Source organism: Methylobacterium gnaphalii, from assembly GCF_007992215.1.
In the GTDB taxonomy this organism is placed as follows: Bacteria; Pseudomonadota; Alphaproteobacteria; order Rhizobiales; family Beijerinckiaceae; genus Methylobacterium; species Methylobacterium gnaphalii.
The window spans coordinates 1-17,963 of record NZ_BJZV01000002.1 but is presented as its reverse complement, the minus strand read 5'-3'; the positions used below and the strand labels follow the sequence as shown (position 1 = coordinate 17,963).

The following is a 17,963-nucleotide window of genomic DNA, read 5'->3' as shown; positions in this document are numbered from 1 at the left end:
ACGGATGGCCCAGCGTCCCGCTCTCCTCACCACCACCCGCCTGCTCGACCCGTCCACCGGGCGCGAGGGGCCCGGTTCCGTCCTGGTCGTCGACGGCCGCATCGCCGAGGTGTCCTGGGGTGCGACTCCCGGCGTGCCGGAGGACTGCGAGCGCATCGAATGCGGTCATTCGGTGCTTGCCCCCGGCCTGATCGACCTGCGCGCCTTCGTCGGCGAGCCCGGTGCCGAGCATCGCGAGACCCTGGCTTCGGCGAGTGCCGCGGCGGCGGCCGGCGGCGTCACGACGCTCGTCTGCATGCCCGACACCAATCCAGTGATCGACGGCGCCCCGATCGTCGACTTCGTGCTGCGCCGGGCGCGCGACACGGCGAGCGTCAACGTGCTCCCCTCGGCCGCCATCACCAAGGGGCTGGCCGGTAGGGAGATGACGGAGTTCGGCCTGCTCCAGGAGGCCGGCGCCGTCGCCTTCACCGACGGCCTCAAGGCTGTGACCAACGCGCAGCTCATGCGCCGTGCCCTGACCTATGCCCGCGATTTCGGCGCGCTGCTGATGCAGCACGTCGAGGAGCCGGATCTCGTCGGCGACGGCGTGATGAACGAGGGGGAGATGGCCTCGCGGCTCGGCCTGCACGGCATCCCGCGCGAGGCCGAGACGGTGATGCTGGAGCGCGACATCCGCCTCGTGCGCCTGACCGGCGCCCGCTACCACGCGGCGATGATCTCCTGCGCCGACTCGGTCGAGATCGTGCGCCGGGCCAAGCAGGACGGCCTGCCCGTGACCTGCGGCGTCTCGGTGAACAACCTCGTCCTGAACGAGGGCGACATCGGCCACTACCGGACCTTCTGCAAGCTCTCGCCGCCTTTGCGCAGCGAGGCCGACCGGCACGCGGTGATCGCCGCCCTGAACGAGGGCGTGATCGACGTCATCGTCTCCGACCACAACCCGCAGGACGTCGAGACCAAGCGACTGCCCTTCGCCGAGGCCGCCGATGGAGCGCTCGGCATCGAGACGCTGCTCGGCGCAGCCTTGCGCCTCGTCCATACCGGCGATGTTTCGCTCGCACGCCTTCTCGCGGCTGTTTCGACGAATCCCGCCAAGCTCCTCGGGCGAGAGGCGGGCCGGCTCGCGCCCGGAGCGCCGGCCGACCTCGTGCTGATCGACACGGACGTCCCCTACGTCATCGACAAGCGGCAGTTGAAGTCGCGCTCCAAGAACTCGCCCTTCGATGAGGCCCGGCTGCAGGGCGCCGCCATGATGACCATGGTCGGCGGCCGCATCGTCCACCGCTCCGATCTGTCCGGGGCTGCCGCCTGATGCCCGGTGCCGGCTGGCCGCTCCTTCTCGCCGGTCTCGCGTTCGGCTACGCTTGCGGCTCGATCCCGTTCGGCCTGATCCTGACGAAGCTTGCCGGGCTTGGCGATGTGCGGGCTATCGGCTCGGGCAATATCGGCGCGACCAACGTCCTGCGTACCGGCCGCAAGGGACTCGCGGCCGCGACGCTCCTGCTCGATGCCCTCAAGGGCACGGTGCCGGTGCTGATTGCCGGGCAATGGGGGGAGGGGCCGGCGCTGGCGGCTGGCCTCGGTGCCTTCCTCGGCCACCTCTTCCCCGTCTGGCTCGGCTTCAGGGGCGGCAAGGGCGTCGCGACCTTCCTGGGCGTCCTGCTGGCGCTCAGCCCACTGGCGCTGCTGGCCTTCGCGGCGATCTGGCTCGGGCTCGCCTTCGCGTTGAAGTACTCCTCACTCGCTGCGCTCGCGGCCTCCGCGGCGACGCCCTTGATCCTGTGGGCACTCGGACATCCGCAGGTTGCGCTGCTGTTCCTGGTGCTCGCCGCCCTGCTATGGTGGAAACACACGCCCAACATCCGCCGGCTGATCGCCGGAACGGAAGGGCGGATCGGGCAGAAGGGCTGAGTTCGCCGCCTCTCTCGGATCGAGGGGCCGGATGCGGATCACCGACGCGCAGCGCCTCGACTGGCTGCGCCTGATCCGCACCGACGGCGTCGGCCCCCGCACGTTCCGCAACTTGATCAACCGGTTCGGCGGAGCCGCCGGTGCGCTGGAGGCTCTCCCCGCGATCACCGGCCGTGCCGGCAAGCGCGTGACCCCACCCACGAGGGCCGAGATTGAGAAGGAGATGGCGGCTGCCGCACGTCTCGGCGTGCGCTTAATCGCCATCGGCGAGGATGCCTATCCGCGAAGCCTCCAGGCCACCGATGCCGCCTCGCCGCTGATCGCCGTTCGCGGCAATCTCGAGGCCTTGAGGAAGCCCGCCCTGGCCGTGGTCGGCTCCCGCAACGCTTCGGCGGCCGGCCTGACCTTGACGGAAAGGCTGGCGCGCGGGCTTGGGGACGCCGGTCTCGTCGTCGTCTCGGGACTGGCCCGCGGCATCGATGCCAGTGCGCACAAAGCCTCGCTCGCCACCGGGACCGTGGCCGTGCTGGCCGGCGGCCACGATCGGATCTACCCGTCGAACCACATCGCGCTTGTCGAGAGCATCCTGGCGGCGGGAGGAGCGCTTGTCACCGAGATGCCGATGGGCTGGGAGCCGCGCGGGCGCGATTTCCTGAGGCGCAACCGGGTTATCTCGGGGCTCGGCCTCGGCACGCTGGTGGTCGAGGCCGCGCGGCGCTCGGGCTCGCTGATTACGGCGCGCTACGCCCTGGAGCAGGGGCGGGCGGTTTTCGCGGCGCTGGGCTCGCCGCTCGATCCGCGCGCCGAGGGCACCAACGACCTGATCCGTCAGGGCGCGACCCTGGTCGCGGAGGCGGAGCACATCCTCACCGTCATCGCTCCGCTCATCGAGCGGGGCGATCCGTTCGAGGAAGGGCAGGCCTCCAGCCTCATGCGCCAGATGCTCGAAGAGCAGCCCCAGTTCTGGGACGAGATCGACCTCGACGGATCGAGCCCCGCAGGCCCAAATACGTCTCCCGACGCCGCCAAGGAGACCGCTCCCCCCGCTCGGCGACCGCGCTCGGTTGCTCTCGTTCCTGAGCCCGACGCCGATCGTCACGCACGAGCTCTCGCGCGCCGCCGACCTGCCGGTGCGCGTTGTCCAGACGGCTCTGCTGGAACTGGAACTCGACGGGCGGGTCGAGCGGCACGGCAACGGCGCATTCTCGCTCGCCGCATTCTGATGCCGGGTCAGGCTTTCAGCCGGTCGGCGACCAGGGCCTGCAAGCGCCAGAGATGCGGATCGTGGATGCCGTGCTCGGCGCAAGCCGCCACGGTATGGAACAGGTACTCGGCGCTCGGCCCGAGATGCCCGCATCCGGCGGCGATGAGATCGGCGATGGCTGCCTCGTCGAGGCGGCCCGTATAGCGGTCGCTGGCCCTGTTCACGACGAAGGTCAGGGCCGTGACTGGACCGTCCTCGGTCGCCACCTCGACCCAGCGCCCTTCATAGCCGCGGCCCTTCATCTCGCGACGCCAGACCGGCATCAGCGTCGCATGGCGATCGAGCCCGTCGAGCCGGTAGGCGACGCCGCGGCATGATCCGCCCCGCTCCAGCGCCAGGACCACGCCCGGCTTCTCGGGCGTGCCGCGGAACCGGCGCTGCAGCAGACAGAACCGGCGGTGCCAGCCGTGGACGCGGCCGATCCGCTGCTCGGCCACCGCGAATTCCGGGCTCCACATCAGCGAGCCGTAGGCGAAGACCCAGAGCGCGGCCGACTTCGCCGCACGGGCGGTGATCGCCCTGGTGAGCCCCGGAGCGAGTTCCGCATCCGACATCACTGCCAAGGCCGCCTCGTCGTCGGCGACAGAATCGGGATGGGCGCGGGCGATCAATTCCGCAGTGAGGGCGAGGGGTCGCGAGGGCATTCTCACATCCTCTACTGCGAGGCAGCGCTGGCAAGGGCTCGATCCGTGAGCGGACAGTCGTCTCCCGTGCATGGCTGCCGGGCGGACGGCGACCGGGCCTGCGGCGACTGGATGGGCTATGCCTGCAACATCCTGCCAATTCGGAAGCGAAGACGACGCCCTTGACCCTCCAAATCGGCTTTCTGACGTTTCCCAGGGTTCAGCAGCTGGACCTCACCGGCCCTTACGAGGTCTTCGCGCTGCTGCCCGACGTCGAGGTGCATCTCGTCGCGAAGAGCCTCACACCGGTGACGAGCTCGACAGGCATGGCGATCACGCCGACTGCCACTTTTGCGGATTGTCCGCGGCTCGACGTGATCTGCGTACCCGGCGGCCCCGGCATCAACCCGCTCCTCACCGACGAGACGGTGCTCGACTTCATCCGCCAGCAGGCGGAACGCGCGCGCTACATCACCTCCGTCTGCACCGGCTCACTGGTGCTCGGCGCCGCCGGCCTGCTCAAGGAGCGCAGGGCGACGACGCATTGGGGCGCCCATGACCTACTCGCCGCCTTCGGCGCGATTCCGACGCAGGGCCGGGTGGTCCAGGACGGTAACATCGTCACCGGCGGCGGCGTGACGGCAGGTATCGATTTCGCGCTGACGCTGATCGCTGAGCTCGTCAACGACGACGCTGCAAGGGCAATTCAGCTTCATCTCGAATACGCCCCGGCGCCGCCCTTCGAATCCGGCACCCCGGAACGGGCCCGTCCCGGCATCGTGGCTGCGGTCAAGGAAAAGCTGGCAGCCAGCCGCCGCGAGCGCGAGGCGGTGATCGCCCGCATCACGCACTAGCGGAATCCTCGGCGTCCAACGCCATCACCTCCCGCATCACGTCGAGAAATGACTGCAGGATGTAGGCAGCGGCGAGCTTGTCCACGAGTTCGCCGCGCCGGGCACGGGAAGCATCCGCCTCGATCAGCATGCGGTTGATCACGGCGCTCGACAGGCGCTCGTCCTGGAAAAAGACCGGCAGCGGCAGGATCGGCTTCAGGTTACGCACGAAGCTGCGTGTGGACTGAACCCGCGGGCCCTCCGACCCATCCATGTTGAGCGGCAGGCCGATCACAAGGCCGCCGACGCGATGCTGCGCACAGAGCTCCGCCAGCCGTCCCGCATCCGGCGTGAATTTCACACGCCGGATCGTCTCGAGCGGCGAGGCGATCTGCCGGCCGACATCGGACAGCGCCAAGCCGATCGTCTTCGTGCCGAGGTCGAGCCCCATCAGCCGGGGAGCGCCTGACGACGCCTCGGCGAAACCCCCGATTTCGTCTCGGTTCACGCCTCGAGATCTCCGGCCGGAGCCTCGAGCGCCAGCCGCGCGAGCGCCGCCTCGTCGTCGCCCTCGAACAGCGAGGGCAGGGGGGCATCGGCACCACCGAGAATGTGCAGGATTTCCGCGCCCTGAAGCCCGCGCACTAGGGCGAGCAGATCGGTCCCGCCGAAATGGATCGTCTCGAGATCGGCGTCGAGCGCCCAGATCTCGTACTCCTCGGAACCCGCCGTGACGTCCCAGAACAGGAAGCTGCCGCCCGATGTCTCGCCGAAGAAGGCGGCATGCTCCATCAAGGCTGCATCGGCATCGCCCTCGATGGTGAAGCGGTGCGGCTCGTCCCGGGTGAGCGGATTCTCGGCGAGGCTGTCGATCGCCACGGCGACGCTGTGCGCGATGACATGCGCCCGCGTGACAACGTCGGCGGAGGGCACGGGCACCGGCGTGGCGATACGAAGCTGACCGCCGATCCGGCCGGCCCCGCATTCCTGCGCGAAGGCGCGATAGGAAGCCGGCAGCGCGAAGCCGAGTTCGGCCTCGGCGCGTGAGAGATCCGCCTCGGTCGAGAGCAGGCCCGGCCGGAACTCGGCGAAAACGCCCTGCCACATGATCGGCCTCCCGGAATGCCGTGGATCGAGCCCCGGCTTACGTCTGCCGCCGACGGGTTGTCCACCGGCCCGTTCACCATCGGTGAAAAATGGGGTGGCGCCAAAGGGATCGGGCTCGGCTATATAGCGTTTAATGATCTGTTAACCCTCCCGAGCAGCGTCCTTGATGACCGCATCCAGTCGTCTCGCGATCCACGAACAGCCGCAGTGGCGTCCGACGACTCTGCGAGGGGTTGGATTGAAGCGGAAGCACGTGCTCATGCTGGCCCTCGCGATCGAGGTTCTGGCCTTCGGCATCAGTCATGCCGATCGCTATCAGCGGCCGGGAATCACGGTCGATCAGCCCGCGACTGTCGGGCACGCGATCGTTTGACCAACCGCTTGATCGAGCGACCGCCCGCGGCGTTGCTCGTCTCCGAAACCCGATGCTATAGCCGCGCCGACCCGCGGTCTCTCGGCCGCGCGACTGGATTTGGCACGGCAAGGACGCGATGTCGGTCGACGAAAAGACGGTGCGGCGCATCGCGCATCTGGCGCGGATCGCGGTTGCGGATGAAGACGTGGCGCCGCTCCAGGGCGAGCTGAACGCCATCCTCGCTTTCGTCGAGCAGCTCAACGAGGTCGACGTGGAGGGTGTCCAGCCCATGACCTCCGTCACCCCGATGACTATGAAGAAGCGCGTCGACACGGTCACCGAAGGTGGACGCGCAGCCGATATCGTCGCGAACGCGCCGGAGACCGAGGACAATTACTTCCTCGTGCCAAAGGTCGTCGAGTAGCGGCACCACGGCGCGCAACATCCTTTCTTCCTCCTTGCAACGGCGAGGAGAGCGCCCCGGGAATGGGCGGACCAGCTGGATCGGGAATGACGGCACTCAACGAACTCACACTGGCCGAGGCTCGCGACGGGCTGAGCGCGAAGCGCTTCTCGGCGCGCGAGATCACGCAGGCGCATATCGATGCGCTGGAGAAGGCGAGGGTGCTCAACGCCTATCTCGTCGAGACGCCCGACCGCGCCCTGAAGATGGCCGAGGTCAGCGACGAGAAGATCGCCAAGGGCGAGGCTCGCCCTCTCGAAGGCCTGCCGCTCGGCATCAAGGACCTGTTCTGCACGCAGGGCGTCCACACCACCGCAGGCTCCAAGATCCTCGAGGGCTTCGAGCCGCACTACGAGTCGAACGTCTCGGCACAGCTCTGGCGCGACGGCGCCGTAATGCTCGGCAAGCTCAACCTCGATGAGTTCGCCATGGGCTCCTCGAACGAGACCAGCGCCTATGGCAGCGTGATCTCGCCCTGGCGGCGCAACGGCTCCGACGCCAAGCTCGTCCCCGGCGGATCCTCCGGCGGTTCCTCGGCGGCGGTGGCCGCACATCTCTGCCTCGGCGCAACCGCCACCGATACCGGCGGCTCGATTCGCCAGCCGGCCGCCTTCACCGGCACGGTCGGCATCAAGCCGACCTACGGCCGCTGCTCGCGATGGGGCATCGTCGCCTACGCTTCGTCGCTCGATCAAGCCGGACCGATCGCCCGCACCACGCGCGACTGCGCGATCCTGCTCGGCTCTATGGCTGGACACGACCCGCGCGATACCACCTCGGTGGACCTGCCCGTCCCGAACTTCGAGGCGGCCGTCTCGCGCGGGGTCAAGGGCCTGACCATCGGCATCCCGCGGGAGTACCGGGTCGACGGCATGTCACCCGAGATCCTGAAGCTCTGGGACCAGGGCGCGGAATGGCTCAAGGCGGCTGGCGCGACGGTCAAGGAGATCTCGCTGCCGCACACGAAATACGCCCTGCCGGCCTATTACATCGTTGCCCCGGCCGAGGCCTCCTCGAACTTGGCCCGCTACGACGGCGTGCGCTACGGCCTCCGCGTTCCCGGCAAGGATATCGCCGGCATGTACGAGAACACCCGCGCTGCCGGTTTCGGACGCGAGGTGAAGCGTCGCATCATGATCGGCACCTACGTGCTCTCGGCCGGCTACTACGACGCCTACTACGTGCGCGCCCAGCGCATCCGCACGCTGATCAAGCGCGACTTCGAAGAGGCCTACGCTTCCGGCGTCGATGCCATCCTGACGCCGGCCACCCCGTCGGCTGCCTTCGGCATCGGCGAGAAGGCCAGCGCCGACCCGGTCGAGATGTACCTCAACGACGTGTTCACGGTGACGGTGAACATGGCCGGGCTTCCCGGCATCTCGGTGCCGGCCGGTCTCGACGCGCAGGGCCTGCCGCTGGGCCTTCAGCTCATCGGGCGACCCTTCGACGAAGAGACGCTGTTTGCCGCCTCCCAGGTCATCGAGGAATCGGCCGGGCGCGTGAGCCTGCCCAAGGCGTGGTGGGCGTGACCCCCGCCGAGCATCTCAGCGTCCCGGTCTATCCGTTCGCCGTCTGGATCATGGCGGCGTTCGATCCGGGCCTGATCGGCGTCTCGGCTTTTCTCGGTTGGAAGGCGGACCAGTTCGGCAAGCTGATTGTTGCGGCGATCGCGGGCTTTGCCGTCGCAGTGCTGTTCTCGTGGGCGGTCACGGCCATCGGCATCCCCTGGCCGGCACCCATCAGCCACGACGGACCGACCTTCTTTCCGGTACGGATCGTGGCGGCGTTCGTTTGGGCGTTAGTCGGGTATGGGGTGCGGCGGGTGGCGCGTTCCAGGGGCGCCTGAGCCTGCTGGACGACCCTTCGAGGCCCGCTGCGCGGGCACTTCAGCGTGAGGTCGTTGGGTTGGGCGAAGTTCTTTGAGCCGAGGGCCGTTTGGTCAGAAACTGAAGTCTTTCCCAGTTTTCGGCAATCAGCGCCTCCTTCGCGCGGCTCCAGCCCTTGTTCTGCCGCTCGGCTGCAATGGCATCCGTGATCCGCTCGAACCAGTCGGCATGAACCAACTCGACCGGTCGCCGGTGATCGGTGTGGCCGGGATACTTGCCTGACTGATGCTCGCCGATCCGCTTGTCGGGCTCTGCCCGCAGGCAGAGCCGACATCATAACTACCGTCAGAGCACTTCAGGATGTAGCCGAAGGCGTTCATGGCTTGGCTCCACAGGCACGACCGCCTTGGAACCTAACCCCATTCCTCATGCTGAGTGCCCGCGAAAGCGGGCCTCGAAGCATGCACTACGCCGATCCCATCCTACTCTGCCGGCACTGAATGCCCGGCGGGTAGGGTCTGATCCTTGGCGTCTTCCCCCGCCGCCACATCCTTCCGCCTGAACACCCGCATCACGACCACGAAAAACACCGGCACGAAGAAAACCGCCAGCACCGTCGCCGAGATCATGCCGCCCATCACGCCGGTGCCGATTGCCTGCTGACTCTTCGAGGCGGCGCCCGTCGCGACGGCGAGCGGCACGACACCGAAGATGAACGCCAGCGAAGTCATCACGATCGGGCGGAAGCGCAGGCGCGCTGCGGTGACCGTCGCGTCAATGATGGAGGTGCCCGGTCTCCAGAGGTCACGGGCGAATTCCACGATCAGGATCGCGTTCTTGGCCGAGAGACCGATGATCGTGATGAGCCCGATCTTGAAATACACGTCGTTCGGCATGCCACGCAGGTAGACCGCGGCCACCGACCCGATCACGCCGAGCGGGATCACCAGAAGCACCGAGAACGGGATCGCCCAGCTCTCGTAGAGCGCCGCGAGGCAAAGGAAGACGATCAGCACCGAGAGCGCGAGCAGCAAGGTCGCCTGCGAACCGGCCTCCTTCTCCTGCAGCGACTGACCCGTCCAGGCGTAGCCGAAACCCTTCGGCAGGAAGCTCATCAGCCGCTCCATTTCCTTGATGGTATCGCCCGAGGTGTAGCCGGGTGCCGGTTCGCCGGTGAAGCGCACCGATTGGTAACCGTTGAAGCCGACGATCTGCGCGGGTCCGACGCTCCATTTCAGGTCAGCGAAGGACGACATTGGCACCATGGTGCCCTGCGCGTTCTTCACCGCGTAGTTCAGGAGGTCGGCTGCATTGAGACGCTGCAGATCGTCGGACTGGACGATCACGCGCTGCATCTTCCCGCGATTGGGGAAGTCGTTCACGTAGACCGAGCCGAGATTGACCTGGATCGTCTCGTTGATGTCCTCGAAAGCCACGCCGAGCGCGGCCGCCTTCTCGCGATCGATCACGAGTTCCGCCTGCGGTGCGGGCGGAAGGCCCTCGATCTTCATCTTGGTGAGAACCGGGCTCTTCTTGGCGAGCGAGAGCAGCTGCTCCTGCGCGGCCAGCAGCGCCGTGTAGCCCTTCTGCGCGCGGTCCTGCAGCCGGAACGAGAAGCCGGCGGCGTTGCCGAGGTTGTCGATCGGCGGGGGTTCCTGCGCATCGAACACCGCGTCGCGGTAGTTCGCCAACGCGTCGTTGGTGCCCTTCACGAGCTTCGCGGCGGATTGGCTCGCGTCGCGCTCTCCCCAAGGCTTGAGCGTGACGAAGGCCTGGCTCGTCATCTGGCCCTGGCCCGAGAACGAGAAGCCGTTGATCATCGTCACCGTGGCGACGCCCGGCTGCGCCATCAGGTGGTCCTCGACCTTCTTCACCGCTGAGATGGTGCGGTTGTAGGACGAGCCCGGCGGCGTCTGGATGTCGACCGTGAAGAAGCCCTGATCCTCCAGCGGCAGGAAGCCCTCGGGCATCCGGACGAAGGCGAAGCCGACGCCCGCGACCAGCGCGACATAGATCATCATCACCCGGCCGGACTTCTTGACGAACCAGCCGACGCCGCGGCCGTAGCGTGCGGTCTCGCGATCGACGAAGCGGTTGAACCAGCCGAAAAAGCCGCCCTTGGCGTGGCCATGACCCTTCTCGATGGGCTTTAACAGCGTCGCGCAGAGCGCTGGCGTCAGCGAGAGGGCAAGCAGCGCCGAGAAGGCGATGGAGGTGACCATCGCGATCGAGAACTGCCGGTAGATGATGCCCACCGAGCCGGGGAAGAACGCCATCGGGATGAACACCGCGATCAACACCAGCGTGATGCCGATGATCGCGCCGGTGATCTGGCCCATGGCCTTCTTGGTGGCCTCCTTCGGCGGAAGGCCCTCCTCGTTCATAATGCGCTCGACGTTCTCGACCACGACGATGGCATCGTCGACGAGGATGCCGATGGCGAGCACCATGCCGAACATGGTCAGCACGTTCACCGAGAAGCCGGCGAGCAGCATGACCATGCATGTGCCGAGCAGCGCGATCGGCACGACGATGGTGGGGATCAGCGTGTATCTGATGTTCTGAAGGAACAGGAACATCACGATGAAGACTAGCACCACTGCCTCGACCAGCGTGTGCAGCACCTTCTCAATCGAGGCCTCGACCGCCGGGGTGATGTCGTAGGGAATGTCCCACTTCACCGTATCCGGGAAGAACTGAGACAGTTCGTTCATTTTGGCCCGGATGGCCTTGGCGGTCTCCATGGCGTTGCCGTCGGGCGCCAGTGTCACCGAGATGCCGGCTGCGGGACCACCGTTCAGGCGTGTCGTGAACTTGTAGTCGTCGCCGCCGAGCTCGATGCGCGAGACGTCGCGCAGGCGCACGTTCGAGCCGTCGGGATTGGCCCTGAGCACGATGGCACCGAAGGCATCCGGCTCGGTCATCTGACCCTTGACGATGATCGGGTAGTTGACCGCGTGGTTCTCGGGGCTCGGCTGCGCGCCGACGGCGCCCGAGGCGATCTGAACGTTCTGGCGGCCGATCGCCTTGGTGACGTCTGCGGCGTTCAGCGAGAGGCCGCGCAGCTTGTCCGCATCGATCCAGATGCGAAGTGACCGCTCAGTCGAGTAAAGCGTGGCGCGCCCGACGCCTGGGATGCGCCGAATCTCATTGATGACGTTGCGGATCAGGAAGTCGCCAAGGCCAACTTCGTCGGTCTTCCCGTCGGTCGAGACAAGGGTGATGATGTTCAGCGTGGCGGCCGAGGCTTCCTCGACCAGGATGCCCTGCTGGCGCACTTCCGCCGGCAAGCGCGCTTCGACGCGCTTCAGCCGGTTCTGCACCTCGACGCCCGCGTAACCGGGATCGGTGCCAGGCTTGAAGTTCGCAGTGATCTCGATGACGCCGAAGCCGTCTGAGGCGGATTCAAAGCTGAGGATGTTAGCCGCGCCGTTCAGCTCGTCTTCGATCAGGCGCGTCGTGCCCGTGTAGAGGTTCTCCACCGAGGCGCCGGGATACTGCGTGTTGAGCGCGATCGCGGGCGGTGCGATGATCGGGTACTGGGCTACCGGCAACTGCGGAATCGCGAGCGCGCCGCCCAGCATGATGAAGAGCGCGACGACCCAGGCGAAGACTGGCCGGTCGATGAAGAAGCGAGCCATGACGTTCTCGCGCCCTCAGCGTGCTTGAGCGACGGGCTGCTTCAGCATGTCGCTCGAAGCAGTGTCCGTGTCCGAGGCGTCGGCATCGTGCGGCTTGTCCTCGGCCGGTGCCTCGAGCTTCCAGGGCCGGGTCTTCACCTCCATCCCAGCGGCGATCTTCTGGAACCCTTCCACGACGACGTTCTGCCCGGGTGCCAGCCCCTCGCGAACGACCCAACTTCCATCGACCACCGGGCCAACTTCTACGGGCTGAAGCATCACGCGGCCGTCCGGCTTCACCAGCCAGACCTCCGGCTTGCCCTCGTCGGTACGCTGGATAGCCTGCTGGGGCACGGCGATGGCGTCGGAGTCGATCCCCTGCTTGATACGCGCCCGGACATACATGCCCGGAAAGAGTTCGTCGTGCGGGTTCGGGATCTGCACACGCAGGGTGACCTGGCCGGTGCTCGGATCGGCGGTGACGTCCGAGAACAGCAGCCGACCGGCGGAGCCATAGAGCGTGCCATCATCCATGATCAGGTGGACATTGGCGGCGTCGTGCGAGAGCCGGTCGAGCTCGCCGCTGGCGAAGTCGCGGCGCAGCTTGTTCAGCTCACCGACCGACTGGGTGATGTCGACATAGATCGGATGGAGCTGCTGGACCGTTGCCAGCACGCCGGTCGAGCCCTGCTCGATCAACGTGCCCTCGGTGAGCAGGGCGCGTCCGATACGGCCGGAGATCGGGGCACGCACGTCGGTCCAGGACAGATTGAGTCGGGCACGATCACGCGTCGCCTTGGCGCCGGCGACCTCGGCAGCAGCCTGCTTCCGAGCCGCATCGGCGGCATCGTACTGAGCCTGGCTCGCGGTGTTACGGGCGAGCAGCGTCTCCAACCGCTCGGCCTGCTGGGTCGCGAGCACCAGAGCTGCTTCGGTGCGGGCGAGCGCTGCTTCCGCGCTGGCGAGCTCGACCTCGTAGGGAGCGGGATCGATCTTGTAGAGAATGTCGCCTTCGCGGACTGCGCTGCCCTGCTCGAACAGGCGCTTGATGACGAGACCCGAGACGCGCGAGCGCACCTCAGCGATCCGCATGGGTGCCACACGACCCGGCAGGTCGCGCAGATAGGGGATCGGCTGCGCCTTCACTTTGATGACGCTGACTTCCGGCGGCGGCGTCGGGACGGGTGCGGTCGCCTTCTGGTCGTTGCAGGCCGACACGGCGACCATCACCAGGCTGACGGCGAGCGTGGCGCTTCGGGTCCAGCCATTGCGGGTCGTGCGGCGAAGGCTCGGGCGAGACGGCGTCACGATGGGTTCGCTCCTGCGATACGTTCGGACGGAGGCACTTGGCCTCCTGGATTCCGGCTGGTCGGCAGTTCGGGGCGCTTCGCCGGGCGAAGCGCGGACGTCTCGAAGCCGAAAACTTATCAAGTCTTGTGCGTCAGCCGGCCAAACAGGCGGGCGCGCCATATGCGGACACTAGCCATACCGCAGGTTACCGAGCGATCTCGGCAATCCTACGACAACGCTCAGGATCCAGGTTCAAGAGCTCACGCCATTGCGGCGCGAAATCAGCCGCGCGGCGGTCGTTCGGGCAACGTGCTTTCGGCGAAGGCTGAACCGGCGTCGCTCAAGGCAAGGCGCCTGCTCGAAACCGGACTGACCATCGCGACGCCGTCACCGGTCCGCGGAAGACGGCCATGCTCGAACGGGTTGTCCGCGTCGGTAGCTCGATCGACGATCGGTGACGGCGCATGCCGGTCGCTCTTCGCGACCGTTGCGATTCCAGGACGCAGAGCCGGTCCAGCACTGGCAGTGGACGCAGAGGCGTCCGCCAGCGCGAACAGGGCGGTCGTCAGGAGACAAAGCAGGGCGAACAGCGCACAACCGGCGGCCCGGCTTGTCCGCTTCGAGATGAGCGTAGCCGTCACAGGCGGGAGACTGGGGAGGACACTGCTTCCTTGCAATCCTCTGCGACATTCTGCCCGACCCACGTTCGTCAGCGTCGATCGAACAAGGACCCAAGCGTTCTGCCGCGGTCTCGGCAACGCTGTGCAAGGAGTCGGAGCCGCATGTCGGCACGTTTCATTCGGTCTGTCAGAGAGCTCCAGCCTCCACGATCCGGGTTGTCCCGCTCGTGCGGTTTTGCCCTGCTGTTGCCTGAAGCGCACAGGCATGCCTCCCTTCTGCCCCAACTCGACCGGCAAAGCTGAAGCACTCGCGCGTGGTCTCAAGGTGGCTACGCGCACCGACGAGGAGCAAACTCGGCATGACCATCCGCCACACACTCGCACCGGCCGCTCTGGCCGCCGCGCTGTGCCTGGGCTCGATGCCTGAGGCACGCGCCAACCCGCTCGATAGCGGGCCGCTCGCCGACTTCATCAATGTTTTCAAGACTCAGGCCATACCGCGCGAGACCGTTGCTTGGCGCGGCAAGGAGAAGCCGGGCACCGTCGTCGTATCAACGAGCGAGCGCCGGCTCTACTACATCCTGCCGCGCGGCGAGGCGATCCGTTATGGCGTCGGCGTCGGCCGGGCAGGCTTCTCGTGGTCGGGCGTGAAGACCGTGACCATGAAAAAGGAATGGCCGGACTGGCGTCCGCCGCAGCAGATGCTCGCGCGCCGCCCTGATCTGCCGCGCTACATGGCCGGCGGCCAGGACAATCCGCTCGGCGCGCGCGCGATGTATCTCGGCTCGTCGCTGTACCGCATCCACGGCTCGAATGAACCCGAGACCATGGGCGCCGCCGTCTCATCGGGTTGCATCCGCATGACCAACAAGGACGTAACCGACCTCTACGATCGCGTTCGGGTCGGCACGAAGGTGGTCGTCCGTAACTGACGGACCTCGACCCGCGCCCGTTGCACGGCGCACGGGGAACTGCGGCGAGCCTCCACACACGAGGCCTCGCTTACCAGCAGCCCCCGACAGGCTAAGGCAAGCTCTCGCCATCCCGGCCCGGAGTGTCTGATCGCGTGCACGTCGTCCTACCAGCCATAGTGCGCCACGCATGATCGCCAGTGTCGATCCCGGTACGCTCGCCGGATTGTTCGGAGTTGCCGTCGTCGCGGGCTGCTTCGATGCCATTGCCGGGGGAGGGGGACTGCTGACGCTGCCGGCCCTGCTGCTCGCCGGCTTCGATCCGGTCAGCGCCATCGCCACGAACAAGCTGCAGAGCAGTGCCGGCTCCGTGTCGGCCAGTGTCGCCTTCGCGCGCCGCAATCTGATCCGATGGCCCGAAGCGCTACCCGCTGCCCTCGCCGCCGGAGCGGCATCGGTGGTCGGCGCGCTCTGCGTCAGCCTGCTGCCCCGCGGCGCTCTCGATGCGGCAGTGCCGGTCCTGCTGGTCGCCATCGCTCTGTACTTCGCTACTGCTCGCCGCATCAGCAACGAAGACGCGACGGCTCGGATGACGCCGACGCTGTTCGCCATGACGCTGGCACCCGCCGTCGGCTTCTACGACGGAGTGTTCGGGCCGGGCGCCGGCTCCTTCTACATGATCGGATTCGTGACTCTGCTCGGGCTGGGCGTGGTGCGCGCCACGGCGCATACCAAGCTGTGCAATGCGGCGAGCAATCTTGGCGGCCTCGCGCTGTTCGCGGCTCAGGGTGCGGTGGTGTGGCCTGTCGGCCTCGCCATGGCCGTGGGCGCCTTCATCGGGGCACAAGCCGGATCGGCGCTGGCGGTCAGGCTCGGCGCCCGCCTGATCCGCCCGCTCATCGTCGTCATCGCCTGCGCGATGGCCGTGCGGCTGCTCGCCAACCCGGAAAACCCCTTGCGGCGCGTCGTTCTCGGTGGGTTGGGGTTCTAGCGCGGGATGTAAGCCCAGTAGTCGAGATCAAGGATCACGGCCGGGTCGTAGCCGTCGCCCTGGCGGTCGGGAAAGTTGCTGCAGATCTGGTTCTTGGTGGCGACGGTGCGCAGGCGCAGCGCGCCGATATCCGTACGGCCGAGAAGCTCGGCAGTCTCCAGCACCTCGCTCCAGGCATAGACCGTGTCGCCCGCGAAGAGCGGCGCGACGTGGCGCCCGGCATTGATGCCGGCGAGCGCGAAGGCGTTGGCGAGACCGTTGAAGCTCAGCGCGCGGGCGAGTGAGATGACATGGCCGCCATAGATCAGGCGACGGCCGAAGCGCGTCTCCTTCGTGGCATGGGCGTCGAAATGCACCTTCGCGGTGTTCTGGAACAAGCGCGTAGCGATCTGGTGTTCGGCCTCCTCGACGGTCATGCCATCGACGTGGTCGATGCGCTCGCCGGCCGCATAATCGGAGAAGCGGTAGGGGCTGCCAGCCAGGTCGAGATCGTAGGCCTTGGCCGAGAGCGGCGGCAGCGAATGCGCGAGATCGGCCGGATCGACCACCTTGGCGAGATCGGGCACGCGCTCCTCGGCGATCTTCGCCTCAGGATCGCGCTTCTTCACCAGCACCCAGCGGCAATAGCTCAACACGGTCTTGCCGGCGGCGTCCGACCCGGTCGAGCGGACGTAGACCACGCCGGTCTGGCGGTTCGAACTCTCCTTGAGGCCGATCACTTCGGAGACGGTGGAGAGCGTTTCCCCAGGATAGACCGGCCGGTGGAAGCCGCCCTCGGCATAGCCGAGATTGGCCAGCGCGTTCAGCGAGATGTCAGGCACGGTCTTGCCGAAGACGACGTGGAAAGTCAGCAGATCGTCGAGCGGGCTCGCGGGGTAGCCGATTGCCTTGGCGAAGGCATCGGAGGATTGCACCGCGAAACGCGGGCCGTAGAGCGCCGTATAGAGCGCCACGTCACCGGTGGTGACGGTCCGCGGGGTCGCATGGCGGATCGTCTCGCCCAGGCGGAAATCCTCGAAGAAGCGGCCAGGATTGGTCTTCATGCTGATCGTCGTCCCAGGACTGGATAAGGTCCGCGCGGCGCGCGGTGAGGAGGCATGCGCCGCAACGGGGCGTTGCCATGAAACGCCCGCCGGGGTCGATGTCTCAGAGGGAAAGGCGCGCCCGCCAATTCCCCCGGCTTAGTAGGCGAGCTGGATCACAAGGTCGCTCACGAGCTTCTGCACGAAGAGCAGCAATAGGATGAGGATGACCGGCGATACGTCCACGCCGCCGAGATTGGGCAGCAGGTTGCGGATCGGACGCAGGACTGGCTCGGTCACCTGATACAGGAACTCCCCGATCTGCGAGACCACCGGCGAGCGTAGGTTCACCACGTTGAACGCAATGAGCCAGCTCAGCACGGCGCTCGCGATCAGGATGTAGATGTAGAGCTGGATGATGGTGTTGAAGAGCCAGAGAAGAGCGTTCATCCGGGGCTTGCTGATCCGCGCGCCCGCACACCCGCAGCGGCACGTCCAAAGGAGCGGCCGGGGGCCCTTGCGGCAATTGACAGTGCGACGCGCCCAAGCCTACAAGGCCGGCGCCTCGACGGGGCTGTAGCTCAGATGGGAGAGCGCCGCAATCGCACTGCGGAGGTCAGGGGTTCGAATCCCCTCAGCTCCACCAGGCAGTCCGGCGGAAACAGCCTTCGCTCACTCCCTAGTCCACAATTTCGAAGCTGACGGGCGGCTTGCCTAATGGGCCTGCGGTCTCACGGCGGGCTTCAGCCCACAGAACGCGCCGATTCTGCAAGCATTGAAGACCGCCATTCTCGCTGAGAATGTTCAGCTTTCCGCGAGCGGTGATTGCGACCGCTGGAGATAAGTTCGGTCATTCTGAGAGACGCAGTTCGTGCGCGCCTCTCGAATGGCGCAGCTAAAACCATGGCCGCAGCGCCAAGCGTTTCTGTCACGATGCCAGGCGGTGAGAGAGCCAGATCACGGCTACTGAGCACCCATTTCGACCGCTGAGCAGATCCTGGCATTTTCTCCGAAGCGGACGTCGAAGAAGTACAGCTTGTGGGTCGCAGTTGCGCCATGAGCTGAAGTTGGCGCGCCACCCGGTAGCGGACATTCAGCTGCGCTAGGCCGCCCGTCCGGTGTCG

General features: G+C 66.8%; 16 protein-coding genes, 1 tRNA gene and 1 pseudogene. 10 read left to right on the top strand and 8 right to left on the bottom strand.

The annotated features are described in order from the left end of the window. Window positions 1-4 precede the first annotated feature (4 nt). The 3 genes and pseudogenes from MGN01_RS01960 to MGN01_RS01950 all read left to right on the top strand — a co-directional run. Window positions 5-1,315 (top strand): dihydroorotase, encoded by a 1,311-nt coding sequence (locus tag MGN01_RS01960; protein WP_147044913.1) that lies wholly within the window; start codon window positions 5-7, stop codon window positions 1,313-1,315. After that, the gene (plsY, locus tag MGN01_RS01955; protein ID WP_147044912.1) at window positions 1,315-1,914 is read left to right on the top strand and encodes a glycerol-3-phosphate 1-O-acyltransferase PlsY; all 600 of its coding nucleotides are present in this window, start codon (window positions 1,315-1,317) and stop codon (window positions 1,912-1,914) included. The genes MGN01_RS01960 and plsY overlap by 1 nt, the downstream gene beginning before the upstream one ends. A gap of 31 nt (window positions 1,915-1,945) precedes the next feature. Further along, a pseudogene (locus MGN01_RS01950) lies at window positions 1,946-2,725 on the top strand (DNA-processing protein DprA); the annotation flags it as partial. A 419-nt stretch (window positions 2,726-3,144) separates the two neighbouring features. Here MGN01_RS01950 and MGN01_RS01945 read toward each other — a convergent pair. Further along, the gene (locus tag MGN01_RS01945; protein ID WP_147044911.1) at window positions 3,145-3,822 is read right to left on the bottom strand and encodes a gamma-glutamylcyclotransferase; all 678 of its coding nucleotides are present in this window, start codon (window positions 3,820-3,822) and stop codon (window positions 3,145-3,147) included. 161 nt (window positions 3,823-3,983) lie between these two features. Between MGN01_RS01945 and MGN01_RS01940 the strand changes: the two genes are divergently transcribed. Further along, on the top strand, window positions 3,984-4,655 hold the full coding sequence (locus MGN01_RS01940; RefSeq protein ID WP_147044910.1) for a DJ-1/PfpI family protein: 672 nt from the start codon (window positions 3,984-3,986) through the stop codon (window positions 4,653-4,655). Here MGN01_RS01940 and ruvX read toward each other — a convergent pair. Next, complete coding sequence (gene ruvX, locus MGN01_RS01935; protein ID WP_147044909.1) at window positions 4,645-5,142, bottom strand: Holliday junction resolvase RuvX; 498 nt, start codon at window positions 5,140-5,142, stop codon at window positions 4,645-4,647. The two genes, MGN01_RS01940 and ruvX, sit on opposite strands and share 11 nt — an antisense overlap. Beyond that, the gene (locus tag MGN01_RS01930) at window positions 5,139-5,741 is read right to left on the bottom strand and encodes an SMI1/KNR4 family protein (RefSeq protein ID WP_147044908.1); all 603 of its coding nucleotides are present in this window, start codon (window positions 5,739-5,741) and stop codon (window positions 5,139-5,141) included. The genes ruvX and MGN01_RS01930 overlap by 4 nt, the downstream gene beginning before the upstream one ends. Before the next feature lie 491 nt (window positions 5,742-6,232). Here MGN01_RS01930 and gatC point away from each other — a divergent pair, with 491 nt between their 5' ends. The 3 genes from gatC to MGN01_RS01910 all read left to right on the top strand — a co-directional run bounded on the left by gatC (window position 6,233) and on the right by MGN01_RS01910 (window position 8,405). Then, a complete protein-coding gene (gene gatC, locus MGN01_RS01920; RefSeq protein WP_147044907.1) occupies window positions 6,233-6,520 on the top strand; it encodes an Asp-tRNA(Asn)/Glu-tRNA(Gln) amidotransferase subunit GatC in 288 nt (95 codons plus the stop codon). A gap of 86 nt (window positions 6,521-6,606) precedes the next feature. Continuing rightward, window positions 6,607-8,088 carry an Asp-tRNA(Asn)/Glu-tRNA(Gln) amidotransferase subunit GatA gene (gatA, locus tag MGN01_RS01915; protein ID WP_147044906.1) on the top strand — a complete coding sequence of 494 codons (1,482 nt, stop codon included), beginning with the start codon at window positions 6,607-6,609 and terminating at the stop codon, window positions 8,086-8,088. Window positions 8,089-8,138: 50 nt separating this feature from the next. Next, window positions 8,139-8,405, top strand: a complete 267-nt coding sequence (locus tag MGN01_RS01910) for a hypothetical protein (RefSeq protein ID WP_147045250.1) — start codon at window positions 8,139-8,141, stop codon at window positions 8,403-8,405. Window positions 8,406-8,445: 40 nt separating this feature from the next. Here MGN01_RS01910 and MGN01_RS24480 read toward each other — a convergent pair whose 3' ends face one another. The 3 genes from MGN01_RS24480 to MGN01_RS01895 all read right to left on the bottom strand — a co-directional run bounded on the left by MGN01_RS24480 (window position 8,446) and on the right by MGN01_RS01895 (window position 13,313). Next, on the bottom strand, window positions 8,446-8,682 hold the full coding sequence (locus MGN01_RS24480; RefSeq protein ID WP_348529920.1) for a GIY-YIG nuclease family protein: 237 nt from the start codon (window positions 8,680-8,682) through the stop codon (window positions 8,446-8,448). A gap of 185 nt (window positions 8,683-8,867) precedes the next feature. Then, a complete protein-coding gene (locus MGN01_RS01900; RefSeq protein ID WP_147044905.1) occupies window positions 8,868-12,026 on the bottom strand; it encodes a multidrug efflux RND transporter permease subunit in 3,159 nt (1,052 codons plus the stop codon). 15 nt (window positions 12,027-12,041) lie between these two features. Continuing rightward, complete coding sequence (locus MGN01_RS01895) at window positions 12,042-13,313, bottom strand: efflux RND transporter periplasmic adaptor subunit (protein ID WP_373319208.1); 1,272 nt, start codon at window positions 13,311-13,313, stop codon at window positions 12,042-12,044. 961 nt (window positions 13,314-14,274) lie between these two features. On the opposite strand from MGN01_RS01895, the gene MGN01_RS01890 reads away from it, so the two are divergent. Both MGN01_RS01890 and MGN01_RS01885 read left to right on the top strand, forming a co-directional pair. After that, window positions 14,275-14,847, top strand: a complete 573-nt coding sequence (locus tag MGN01_RS01890) for a L,D-transpeptidase (RefSeq protein WP_147044904.1) — start codon at window positions 14,275-14,277, stop codon at window positions 14,845-14,847. A 169-nt stretch (window positions 14,848-15,016) separates the two neighbouring features. Next, window positions 15,017-15,817: a TSUP family transporter gene (locus tag MGN01_RS01885; RefSeq protein WP_147044903.1), complete on the top strand. Its 801-nt coding sequence runs from the start codon at window positions 15,017-15,019 to the stop codon at window positions 15,815-15,817. Here the strand turns inward: MGN01_RS01885 and MGN01_RS01880 are convergent. After that, complete coding sequence (locus MGN01_RS01880; RefSeq protein WP_147044902.1) at window positions 15,814-16,860, bottom strand: MaoC family dehydratase; 1,047 nt, start codon at window positions 16,858-16,860, stop codon at window positions 15,814-15,816. The two genes, MGN01_RS01885 and MGN01_RS01880, sit on opposite strands and share 4 nt — an antisense overlap. A gap of 138 nt (window positions 16,861-16,998) precedes the next feature. Beyond that, window positions 16,999-17,289, bottom strand: coding sequence for a YggT family protein (locus tag MGN01_RS01875; protein ID WP_147044901.1), 291 nt, complete (start codon window positions 17,287-17,289; stop codon window positions 16,999-17,001). A gap of 120 nt (window positions 17,290-17,409) precedes the next feature. Here MGN01_RS01875 and MGN01_RS01870 point away from each other — a divergent pair. Further along, window positions 17,410-17,485: transfer RNA gene (locus tag MGN01_RS01870), tRNA-Ala, on the top strand. The last annotated feature ends 478 nt before the right edge of the window (window positions 17,486-17,963 follow it).